The following is a 10668-nucleotide window of genomic DNA, read 5'->3' as shown; positions in this document are numbered from 1 at the left end:
GCTTAAGAAGAATAGCTAATTGATAACTTATGAACCCGAAAGACAATAGAATATTTGAAATTGTTTTTGAAGAAATTATATTAATTGGGATTTTGTTGCTGGCATTGGGGGCAACGATAGAAGGCATAGGATTTTCTATTATTAGGGGAATTATTATTTTATTGATAAATCTAAAAGTTAATAAATAAACGTGAAACTAAAAAGATTTAAATATAGTCCGATTTTAGGCTGGTCGGTTAGCAGATACGAAGTATTTCAAACCTGCAAGCGGCGATATTTTTATAATTATTACGCAAAATATGATAGTGAATTTACCCGAGAACAAATTGATTTTCTAAAGAAATTAACCACTGTTCCGTTAGAAGTTGGCAATATAGTCCATGATATACATAAAAAATTATTAGAACGGTTGCAGAAAACTACACAAACGTTAGACAGTAAACGGTTTGATGAATATATCTATAAGTTAACCAAAGAATATTGCGAAAATAAGACGTTTGCCGAAATTTATTATCATCAGCAGACACAAATTAAAATAAATGAAATATATGAGCAAGTTAGGTTTTGTGTTCAAAACTTCTTGCAAAGTGAACGATTTCACTGGCTCTTTGACAAAGCGATAGCACGTAGTAGTGAGTGGTTAGTCGAACCTGATGGTTATGGCGAAACCCGCATCAACGATTTGAAAGCATACTGTAAAGTAGATTTTTTGTTTCCAGTTGGCGATGATGACTGTTATATTTTAGACTGGAAAACAGGCAAGCCAGATAAAGCAAAACATGCTAAGCAATTAGCGGGTTATGCAACATGGGCAAGTTATCATTTCGATGCAAAACCAGAAAACATTAAATCTTTGGTTTGTTATTTGTCACCTGAATACACTGAAGTACCTGTGACTGTTACCGAAGCAGATATTATTCATTTTGCAGAGCAGGTGAAAATAGAAACAGAAGAAATGTATCAACATTGCACATTTGTGCAAGAAAATATCCCAACCATAAAGTCAACGTTTACGCTGACAGAAAATACAAAGTTATGTGAATATTGTAATTTTCGAGAATTGTGTGGGAGATAGCTGTAGCAAATGGTAATAAAGAAATTTGAAAATTATCAAAAAGCCAAAGCATTTTTAGATGATGCTAAACTATTATCAGAACATAAACGCTTTAATTCAGCTATTAGCCGTGCTTATTACGCATTATATCAGTTTAGTATTTATATTTTGGCTCAACATGGCGAAACCAGACCTAAAGATAACTGGACTCATAATAAAATGCCTAAAGTTTTAGAACAAAAATAGATTACGGTTAATCATATCAATGTTGCTAATACTTTACGGCTTGCTTACTTTGGTAGAGTTAAAGCAGATTATCAAAATTAGCATGTGTCTCCAGAGCAAGCAATTGAAATAATAAATGAGATTGAAAAAATTATTGAATGAGGGATTTTATTATGGCTAATTTAGAATACTGGACAGATAAAATTTCTAATGAAATCAAAAAATATGATGAGTATGCTCAGATAGAAGTGACGCAAGAAACTTACGAAGGTGAAGACGCATACGTTTTGGTTAATACTGTTTTAGATGAATTATATTTGATGCGGCAAGTTGTTCATGTGCAAGGTGAAGCAAGTTTAGATGATTATTTTATCGTGGTTTTACCAACGCAAATTAAGAAAGCAGCAGGTATGTAGGCAACAAAATATTAAGTATATAACCGAAAAATAATATTAAGTTAAACCAAAATTCTCAAACTTTTTAGGACTCACTTATGGCTGGTGCAAAAGAGATTCGCGGCAAGATTGCGAGTATTAAAAATACGCGGAAAATTACTAAAGCGATGGAAATGGTCGCCGCCAGTAAAATGCGTAAGGCGCAAGATAGAATGCGTAGATGTCGCCCTTATTCCGAAAAAGTCCGCAAAGTAATCAACCACCTTGCTCAAGCTCATCCAGAATATCAACATGCGTACATGCAACATCGTGAAGTGAAACGTATTGGTGTAATTGTCGTGTCTTCTGATAAAGGTTTATGCGGCGGCTTAAATACCAACCTTTTCAAAACCTCTTTAACCCAATTAAAAGAATGGGATGATGCAGGTGTTGAAGTGGACATTTGCACCATTGGTAATAAAGGTAGCGGCTTCTTTAAACGTATCGGTGGTAATATCGTTGCACAGGCAACCCACTTAGGTGACTCACCTCAATTAGAAGATTTAATTGGTTTAGTCAAAGTCATGTTAGACGACTACAATGATGGCAAAATTGACCAAATTCACTTAATTTACAATCACTTTGTGAATACAATGACGCAAGACCGTCGTGTATATCAATTAGTACCGATCAAAGCAGATGAAGATGCTGAAAACTTACAGCAACATTCTTGGGATTACTTATACGAGCCTTCTGCTGCAGAAGTACTTGACGGCTTATTAATGCGCTATGTTGAATCATTAGTATATCAAGGCGTGGTTGAAAATATCGCTTGTGAACAGGCTGCACGTATGGTTGCAATGAAAAGCGCATCTGACAATGCTGGCGACCTCATTGATGAATTACAATTGGTTTACAACAAAGCCCGTCAAGCTGCGATTACACAAGAAATTTCCGAAATCGTCGCGGGTGCTGCAGCCGTTTAATCAGATTTTAGTTATTAGATAAATTTTAAATTTGCAAGAGGAACGAGTGATGAGTTCAGGCAAAATTGTTCAAATCATTGGCGCAGTCGTGGATGTGAAATTTCCACGCGAAACGATGCCTAAGGTCTATGATGCTTTATTAGTAGACGAACATGGTTTGACGTTAGAAGTGCAACAACAGTTAGGTGACGGCGTTGTACGTACCATTGCAATGGGTACAACTGACGGCATGAAACGTGATACTGCAGTGAGCAACACAGGTCAACCTATTCAAATGCCTGTCGGCCAAAAAACATTGGGTCGTATCATGGATGTATTAGGTAATCCTATTGATGAAGCGGGTGACATTGGTGAAGAAGTACGCTGGTCAATTCACCGTAAAGCACCTGCATTTGATGAATTATCTGCATCTAATGAATTATTAGAAACAGGTATTAAAGTAATTGACTTAGTTTGCCCATTTGCTAAGGGTGGTAAAGTCGGTTTATTCGGTGGTGCGGGTGTTGGTAAAACCGTTAACATGATGGAATTGATTCGTAACATTGCGATTGAGCATAGTGGTTACTCTGTATTCGCAGGTGTTGGTGAGCGGACTCGTGAAGGTAACGATTTCTACCACGAAATGAAAGATTCCGATGTATTGGGTAAAGTATCCTTAGTATATGGTCAAATGAATGAGCCTCCTGGTAACCGTTTACGTGTTGCATTGTCAGGCTTAACCATGGCTGAATATTTCCGTGATGAAGGTCGTGATGTATTATTATTCATCGATAATATTTATCGTTACACATTGGCGGGTACTGAAGTATCAGCATTATTAGGTCGTATGCCATCTGCGGTAGGTTATCAGCCAACGCTTGCAGAAGAAATGGGTGCATTGCAAGAACGTATTACGTCAACTAAAACAGGTTCAATTACCTCAATCCAAGCGGTATACGTCCCTGCGGATGATTTAACTGATCCATCACCAGCAACGACTTTTGCTCACTTAGACGCAACGGTTGTATTATCTCGTCAAATTGCTGAATTAGGTATTTACCCTGCGGTTGATCCTTTAGATTCAACAAGTCGTCAGTTAGACCCATTGGTTGTTGGTCAAGAACATTATGATACTGCCCGTGCGGTTCAAGGTGTTTTACAACGCTATAAAGAATTGAAAGATATTATTGCGATTTTGGGTATGGACGAATTATCTGAAGAAGATAAATTAACTGTTGCTCGTGCACGTAAAATCCAACGTTTCTTATCTCAACCTTTCTTCGTTGCTGAAGTATTCACAGGTTCTCCGGGTAAATACGTATCATTGAAAGACACTATTTCAGGCTTTAATGCAATTGTGAATGGTGAATATGACCACTTACCAGAACAAGCGTTCTACATGGTGGGCTCAATTGAAGAAGCCGTTGAACGTGCGGAATCAATGAAGAAATAGTTTTCACTGGGATTGACTGAGTGATAAAACAGAATACGCAGTGCTATTATTTTTTAGGGCTACTCACTTTGAAAAATGCTCAGTTACCCAATAAGGGAGTCACATCTTATGACAATGACAATCCACGTAGATGTCGTGAGTGCAGAGGCTGAGATTTATTCAGGTCTTGCTGAGATGGTCGTCATTCCTGCTCGAATGGGTGATGTCGGTATTATGCCACATCACGCACCATTATTAAGCCCAATGAAACCGGGTGAAGTGCGGGTAATGAAAGAAAATGGTGAAGAAGAATCATTCTATGTTTCTGGTGGTATGTTAGAGGTTCAACCACACACTGTTACTGTCTTAGCGGATACAGCAATCCGTGCACGCGATATTGATGAAGCAGCAGCATTGGAAGCAAAGCAACGCGCTGAAAAGATGTTGTCTGACAAACAAGCGGATATTGATTACGCAAAAGCTCAAGCTGAATTGGCTGAAGCAATGGCGCAATTGCAAACTATTCAACGTATTCGCAAAATGGCACATCATTAATATTTGCCTTACACCCTACTGTTCTGGTGGGGTGTTTCCTTATTTTCTTCCTGACAATTACATTTTATTTTGCAGATTCTGAATAAACTCAGATAATTTTATTTTATGGTTTTGGATATTATTTTGACTCCAATATAATTCTGTAAAATCAGTGGTTTCATTATCTATTGCCATCGGTTTAGTAAGATAACGTGCGCTTTTACATTTATCGAGTAAGCTTTGAATTAAAAGCCGATTTTCCCAACTTTTTGGATAATAACCTAAAAACCATAAGCCTTTGCCTTGCAATTGGGTAATTAAATTGTCTGGAATCAGTTTATTGATGTCTTTAGCAAATTGAAAATAATCTGTTTCAGATAAACATAAAATACTACCATTTGTTGCACGTAAGTACGCACAGCCCATTGATTTGTAAATAATTGAATATTTTTCTAATAATTTTTCACACGACATTTCATTATTCATCTGTATTTCTATATCTAATGAATCATAAGCCGTGAGTAGAAATTTTCCAACCGTATCAATATGAGGCGTAATGACAATATACGGTTTGTCTTGTTGTTCAAAGGTTTTTTCTAATTGATTATCTTGGCAAGTTGAGAGAATGACTATATTTTTCTGAACTTTGGCCAACAAGTCACAAAGCTGTAAATAGGTAGGACTATGTTTTAAACTGAACAGCTCGTTTTGAATTTTATCTTCTAAAGTTGCACGACCTTGATATTCAACAAATTGACAAGCTTTAGGGAAATCTCCTTGAAATTCGTTAGAATCTGTAAGTTTTGCAATTAAGGCTTCTTGTGCATTGGATGCAATAAAAACGGCTGTATGACCTTTGTTAAGTTGTTCGCTTAAGCTATTGTAATTTAATTGGCTTACGGTTTTAGTCTGATTGGCTTTCATATCGTTTTGCCAATATTCTGTTATTGTTTCAGCAGGAATCTCATTTTTGATAAAGCTTTCTAGTAACATTAAAAATGTGTCGTCTTCAATCGGTAATGCTTGTGTTGTCTCTAAATCTCGCAAATAGCGGATAAGTTCATTAAATAGATCACTACTTAATTTTGTTAGATTTCCAACCAGCCCTTGTTTTATTTTTTTGAGTCGCTCATTGTTATTTTGTTGCGGAGAAATTTCTAATGTGAGCAACGGGAAATTGTTTTTTTCATTGCCTAATAAATTGGGGATTGGGATTGTTTCTTGATGTTGTGCATTGTATTGATGGGTTTGTTTTTTCAGCCATTGGTATAATTCGCTAATACCTAATTGTTCTGTTGTTGCAATATCGGTTTCATGATTAGACAGTGCATCATGGATTTGATATGTTAGAAAACTGGCTTTTAATTCATCAATTTCTTTGGCTTTTTCTAGGCGTTCGCTGGCGGTTAAAATTCGGTAACTATCTGAAATATCAAAAGACCATTCTTCAGCTTTAAGCCCTGCATGACAGCAATCTAAAATAATCAATTTATTTTTTACTTTGCAATAATCTAAGCTGTTGGTGATTTCGGCAATATCTAATAAATGTGCACGCTTTTGTACACTCTCCCCTAAAACTAAGTGCAGTTTTCCTTTGACTAAATATCCGTGTCCTGAAAAATAAATCATCAGTGTATCGGTATTTTTTGCGGCATCGATGAAATCATCTAATTGCGCTAATATTTGCGATTTTTCGCTATCTGCAATAGTAACTTCATAGTTATGTTGACGCAGGACACGAGACATCAAGTCGACATCTTGTGCAGCATATTGTAGTCCTAGGCTATTAATACCAATTAAGAATGCTTTATTCATCGTTCTTTGTCGAGCTGAATTTAACCACAATGCCTTTATCAAGCCCCAAGTTTAATTCTAAGCTTTTGTCGTATTTTGCACTATCGGGTTCTAATATTTCAAATCGTTTTTCTAATTTCATATAAGGTTTGCCTTGTGCGTCAGTCATGACATTGCCATCAGCATCTTGGATTTCTACGGGTTCATAAAATGAAACATGAACAGGTTTTTCGTGCAAAGTGCGAATTAAGCGTGAAACACTAAAAATGACACCTGTTGCGGCTGCGCCTGTTGCAAGAATAATTGGTACAATTCCTTTTGAACGTGAGCCTTGTTGTGAAAAGGGTAATATGCCGTTTTCTACTTCTGCATCCATTTGTTCTTGTTGCACGATGTCGTCTAATTCGATTGCATTGTCTTGTAATATTTGTTGTATGTCATCAGAAAATTCAAAATAAAATGGGTGTTTTGTCATAGTTTTTCTCATTTAACTAAATAGTTCTTGAAATTCACTTAGCGATAGTAAGTTAACTTTAGGAAAAGGAATTTGCTTTAAGATTTTAAAATGTTTGTCATTTGATACTAAACAAAGCGCATTAGATGCAATTGCGCAATCTACAAATTTATTGTCGTCTTCATCCTCAGTAATAAGCTGAAATTGGTAATATGTATCGATATGTTTTACGTGGGGGTGTGTATTTAGAAAGTCTTTGATTGATTCTGCAACTTGTGAATTTGTTTTTCTGGCTATCACTTCTACATATTCAAGCATAATGGGTGTTGAGATACATAGAGTGAATTCACCCGAAATAATTTTTTCAAAAATCCAGCGATAGGACGATTGTTTACCTAAAATAACTAAGAAAACGTTAGTATCAAGCACTATTTTTAATTCGGTCATGTCCATTTGCCCAGTCTTCCATGTCTTGTCCTGTTAGTTTATTTTCATCCCAAAACTCATCCATTGCTTGAGTTGCTTGCTCAGCAAAATAATTACCGATAAGTGATTTAATATCATAGAGTTGTTTTTCAGAAATACCTAATGAATATAGTTTAAGCAGTTCTAATTGTAAATTGGTCAAGGGTGGTTGTAGGTTTGTCATTGTCTTTTCCTTTTTAGCATATAGAAATTATATCTTACTCTTCAGCTTCCGCTAATTCATCTTTGAACCGTTTGCGTAGTTCGTCAATATTGAGTTGGTTTAAGCGGTGGTCGAGCATGGCTTTTGACCATTCGATACGTTGTAGGATGGCTTTGTATTGTGGCGTTTGTTGTTTTGGCTGAGTTTCCAGTTTTTTGTGTTTTTTAAACAGTTTTTCAAGTTTGCCTAAATCTTGTTGTGTGCCGACGGCTTCAAGGCTGGTGAGGCTTAAGTCTATGGCGCGATAAGTTGCGTGGCGGATGTAGGCTTGATTGGTTTTGTGATGGAGGTGATAGATTTTTTTAAACAGTTCGCCGCCTGAGAGAACCTCTTTTGTATCTTCCATCATGAAGGCGAGTCCTTGCCATGCACCTTGACGCACGTTTGTCAGTGGATGCTTGAGCAGGTGTTTTAGTGCGTATTGCGGGTCATTTTGTGCGAGGCTGTAGGCGATACGGCTTTCCCAGTGGGCATCTTTCCATGCTTGGTTGGTTTGTTGTTGTCCGCATTTGTTTTGTGCTGTTTCAGGTTTTTTGAGGGTTTTACGCCATTGCTGTTTTTGTTTGGATAGGTTATCAAGTTCTTGGATTAGATATGTTTTGGCACGATTATTACGTTTTGGCGCAAGGGCATTGTAGCTGGCAAATTTAAACGATTGCATGTCATTATCAAAATCAGGATTTTCCAGTATTTCAAAAATAAAGTCAGAGACTTCTTGATTGTTGATTTCAGACAAGTTATTAAATAATTTAAGTCTTGACCAAAAATCTAATTCTTCATTTAAAATAAGTTGTTTAAAGGTTGAATAGAATGCGGTTTTATTATCTGATTTTTGCAGTAATTTAACTAAGTTTTCTGCAATTGCCCTCTGAATTTGATTATTGTTCACAGATTTAACTAAGAACGTGGATAACAAGTCCAATTTACGGCTTAAGTTTATAAAGCCTGCTTTCTGTATTTTTTCAGAGAGTTCAATAGTATCACCTTTACTTTTTTGCAGCATATTTTGAATTTTAAAATAAAGCTGTGTTTTTTCATAAAATATTGCTGTTTTTGCTGGAAGTAAAAGGCTATAAAATGCCTTAGTTATAGTTTGTTGAAATTGTTCATTTTGACCTAAATCGCTATAAAAAACACGATGAGCATACTCATTAAATAAAGGGGTGATAAGAGATAAAGCGTTTTGGTCGCCTAAAGATTTAATCGCGTCAACTGCGCTGCTGCGAACATCAGAAACAGAATCGTTGAGCAACGGGGTGATAAGAGATAAAGCGTTTTGGTCGCCTAAAGATTTAATCGCGTCAACTGCGCTGCTGCGAACATCAGAAACAGAATCGTTGAGCAAAATAGTCGTATACGGAATCACGGTTTTATCTTTTAATTCAAACAATGACCAGATAGTTTGTTTTTTGAGTACTTCATTTTTAGATTGTAGAAATTGGTGTAATTTTGGAATCAGGGTTTTATCGCCCATTTTGCCTAGTGCTGTCATTGCATGGATTTGTAAGGCTTTATTATCTAAAAAAATAATTAATTTCAGTATGGCTGCTTGTACTCTCAATAATCCTGCTTTTTCAATTGCAATTTGTTGAATATCCAAACTTTCATCATCTAACAACTCAATTAATATTGTCTCAGCTTGCTTTGTGCCTAATCTTACTAAATAGTCTACTGCCAATAAACGAATATTATCATCTGTATTTTTTAATAATTCTTTGACTATAAATAACGGTACTCGCATTGATTTAACAACTTCATCAATACTATTAGTTAACTCAGAGCCTTGTTGTGTTTGTAAACGATTAATCAATAAATCAAAACTGTCTTGAGTCTGAAAAAAACGCATATCCCCAATAATTGATTGCGAAAGTTGCATATTTATTTCACCAATCGCACAATTCGCCACATCATGCACCGCCTTATCCAAATAACCCGCCTCATAATAAGCCTGCACCCGTTCCACTAACGGCAATTCCTCAATCATCTCCTGATGTACATGCTCAATATTCCAAACCCCTTGCACATCAAACAATTTATCGGGTTCAATATCCGCACGCGAATACGACAACTCATGCAAAAATGTATGCTGTCCCCAAATATCAAACCCATCATGCCGACCCTGCCACACCTGCACAGGCGCATTCACACCCTCAGCAAAATTCACTCTCACATGATAATGACTGCTGTTATCCCAAAAATCATAAGCTCCAAAAGCAAATATTCCAGCAACAACAAATCCTGCACCCCATAAACTAACCTTATACATCCGATGCCGAAACTTAAACCGCTCATTCCAATCATAAATACTGCGTGAAAACATATCATGATACAACTCATACCATAGGGTTTCCTTACGCTTCTGCCGTCGTAAAACCCGTGCAAGCTCGAACTGATCCAATACGGTTTGCAACTCATCCTTAGGCGTATTAATCTGCTTGGCCAAATCAGGTAACGGATACGCCATCTTAGTGCCGTGCTTATTCACCAAATAATTAAACGAATTCGATGCAATCAACTTATTTTGATACGAAAAATCCGCAATCTTATCCCTAAAATAATTCTCCAATAAACCCTGTGCTTTTCCCTTATCCTCGTATGTTGCCCGCTTAATTTCCTTATCCGCCCGATGCCTATCCAACTCCCACAACTGCTGGCACACAATCTGTAAATGCGGTGGCTCTACCAACTCCACCATCACCCATTCTTGCGACTGCGAACCCTGCCGCTCGATCTTCTCCCGTTCACTCAAATCATGCACCAAAACATCCAACAAACCCATTTCATAGCGAAAACCCTGCTTGTGCAAAGGCTGCTCAATCGCCATTCGTGCATTGGTCAAACTCAAACGCTCCAAGCGATAAAAATTATCAATCAAAAACGTCGGCATCGCCTCCTTAAACGCATTCAACTCCAACGCGAAATCTTCCCGCATCGCAATCACAAACGCGGTATCCGTCGCATTATCATGAATCGCCTCAGCAATCTCGGTTACAAACTGCTTAAAATCATGCTGGTGATACTTCTGATAATTAAAAAACTCCTCAAACTGATCCAAAATCAAACTAAACAACCACCCGCTAAAGACGGGTGGGTTAGAGGCTTGGCGGCTGAAAGCCGGGATACAGGGCGACCAAGCCCTGTTGTCATT

12 protein-coding genes are annotated in these 10668 nt (G+C 37.1%); 7 read left to right on the top strand and 5 right to left on the bottom strand.

All coding sequences use genetic code 11. From position 1 onward, the window contains the following. The first annotated feature begins 29 nt into the window (after nt 1-29). The 7 genes from ABXH34_RS14900 (at nt 30) to ABXH34_RS14870 (ending at nt 4605) form a co-directional block, all read left to right on the top strand. Nucleotides 30-188, top strand: a complete 159-nt coding sequence (locus tag ABXH34_RS14900; RefSeq protein WP_353572681.1) for a hypothetical protein — start codon at nt 30-32, stop codon at nt 186-188. 2 nt (nt 189-190) lie between these two features. Further along, on the top strand, nt 191-1075 hold the full coding sequence (locus ABXH34_RS14895; RefSeq protein ID WP_353572680.1) for a RecB family exonuclease: 885 nt from the start codon (nt 191-193) through the stop codon (nt 1073-1075). A gap of 9 nt (nt 1076-1084) precedes the next feature. Continuing rightward, nucleotides 1085-1300, top strand: coding sequence for a HEPN domain-containing protein (locus ABXH34_RS14890; RefSeq protein ID WP_353572679.1), 216 nt, complete (start codon nt 1085-1087; stop codon nt 1298-1300). 152 nt (nt 1301-1452) lie between these two features. Further along, the gene (locus ABXH34_RS14885; RefSeq protein WP_353572678.1) at nt 1453-1695 is read left to right on the top strand and encodes a hypothetical protein; all 243 of its coding nucleotides are present in this window, start codon (nt 1453-1455) and stop codon (nt 1693-1695) included. A 77-nt stretch (nt 1696-1772) separates the two neighbouring features. Next, complete coding sequence (gene atpG / locus ABXH34_RS14880) at nt 1773-2639, top strand: F0F1 ATP synthase subunit gamma (RefSeq protein ID WP_353572677.1); 867 nt, start codon at nt 1773-1775, stop codon at nt 2637-2639. Nucleotides 2640-2688: 49 nt separating this feature from the next. Continuing rightward, nucleotides 2689-4071, top strand: coding sequence for a F0F1 ATP synthase subunit beta (atpD, locus tag ABXH34_RS14875; protein ID WP_353572676.1), 1383 nt, complete (start codon nt 2689-2691; stop codon nt 4069-4071). Between the two features lie 108 nt (nt 4072-4179). Beyond that, a complete protein-coding gene (locus tag ABXH34_RS14870) occupies nt 4180-4605 on the top strand; it encodes a F0F1 ATP synthase subunit epsilon (protein ID WP_353572675.1) in 426 nt (141 codons plus the stop codon). A gap of 57 nt (nt 4606-4662) precedes the next feature. Here ABXH34_RS14870 and ABXH34_RS14865 read toward each other — a convergent pair whose 3' ends face one another. From ABXH34_RS14865 to ABXH34_RS14845, 5 genes are read right to left on the bottom strand one after another with little or no spacing between them, the layout of a single operon-like run. Then, complete coding sequence (locus ABXH34_RS14865) at nt 4663-6399, bottom strand: caspase family protein (RefSeq protein WP_353572674.1); 1737 nt, start codon at nt 6397-6399, stop codon at nt 4663-4665. Beyond that, the gene (locus tag ABXH34_RS14860; RefSeq protein WP_353572673.1) at nt 6392-6853 is read right to left on the bottom strand and encodes a hypothetical protein; all 462 of its coding nucleotides are present in this window, start codon (nt 6851-6853) and stop codon (nt 6392-6394) included. Before ABXH34_RS14860 ends, ABXH34_RS14865 begins: the two co-directional genes overlap by 8 nt. Nucleotides 6854-6865: 12 nt before the next feature. Further along, the gene (locus ABXH34_RS14855; RefSeq protein ID WP_353572672.1) at nt 6866-7279 is read right to left on the bottom strand and encodes a putative toxin-antitoxin system toxin component, PIN family; all 414 of its coding nucleotides are present in this window, start codon (nt 7277-7279) and stop codon (nt 6866-6868) included. Beyond that, nucleotides 7254-7481 (bottom strand): DUF8507 family protein, encoded by a 228-nt coding sequence (locus ABXH34_RS14850; RefSeq protein ID WP_353572671.1) that lies wholly within the window; start codon nt 7479-7481, stop codon nt 7254-7256. Before ABXH34_RS14850 ends, ABXH34_RS14855 begins: the two co-directional genes overlap by 26 nt. 34 nt (nt 7482-7515) lie before the next feature. Further along, complete coding sequence (locus ABXH34_RS14845; RefSeq protein WP_353572670.1) at nt 7516-10581, bottom strand: HEAT repeat domain-containing protein; 3066 nt, start codon at nt 10579-10581, stop codon at nt 7516-7518. Between the last annotated feature and the right edge of the window lie 87 nt (nt 10582-10668).

It is taken from the genome of Candidatus Albibeggiatoa sp. nov. BB20, from assembly GCA_016744725.1.
In the GTDB taxonomy this organism is placed as follows: Bacteria; Pseudomonadota; Gammaproteobacteria; order Beggiatoales; family Beggiatoaceae; genus Albibeggiatoa.
Note: the sequence above shows the minus strand (reverse complement) of the source record. Positions and strands in the feature narration are given on the sequence as shown.

What these genes read in the sequence shown, in the direction of transcription:
- ABXH34_RS14900 (WP_353572681.1), top strand. Translation starts at nt 30, where the DNA reads ATGAACCCGAAAGACAATAGAATATTTGAAATTGTTTTTGAAGAAATT.
- ABXH34_RS14890 (WP_353572679.1), top strand. Translation starts at nt 1,085, where the DNA reads ATGGTAATAAAGAAATTTGAAAATTATCAAAAAGCCAAAGCATTTTTA.
- ABXH34_RS14885 (WP_353572678.1), top strand. Translation starts at nt 1,453, where the DNA reads ATGGCTAATTTAGAATACTGGACAGATAAAATTTCTAATGAAATCAAA.
- atpG (WP_353572677.1), top strand. Translation starts at nt 1,773, where the DNA reads ATGGCTGGTGCAAAAGAGATTCGCGGCAAGATTGCGAGTATTAAAAAT.
- atpD (WP_353572676.1), top strand. Translation starts at nt 2,689, where the DNA reads ATGAGTTCAGGCAAAATTGTTCAAATCATTGGCGCAGTCGTGGATGTG.
- ABXH34_RS14870 (WP_353572675.1), top strand. Translation starts at nt 4,180, where the DNA reads ATGACAATGACAATCCACGTAGATGTCGTGAGTGCAGAGGCTGAGATT.
- ABXH34_RS14865 (WP_353572674.1), bottom strand. Translation starts at nt 6,399, where the DNA reads ATGAATAAAGCATTCTTAATTGGTATTAATAGCCTAGGACTACAATAT.
- ABXH34_RS14860 (WP_353572673.1), bottom strand. Translation starts at nt 6,853, where the DNA reads ATGACAAAACACCCATTTTATTTTGAATTTTCTGATGACATACAACAA.
- ABXH34_RS14855 (WP_353572672.1), bottom strand. Translation starts at nt 7,279, where the DNA reads ATGACCGAATTAAAAATAGTGCTTGATACTAACGTTTTCTTAGTTATT.
- ABXH34_RS14850 (WP_353572671.1), bottom strand. Translation starts at nt 7,481, where the DNA reads ATGACAAACCTACAACCACCCTTGACCAATTTACAATTAGAACTGCTT.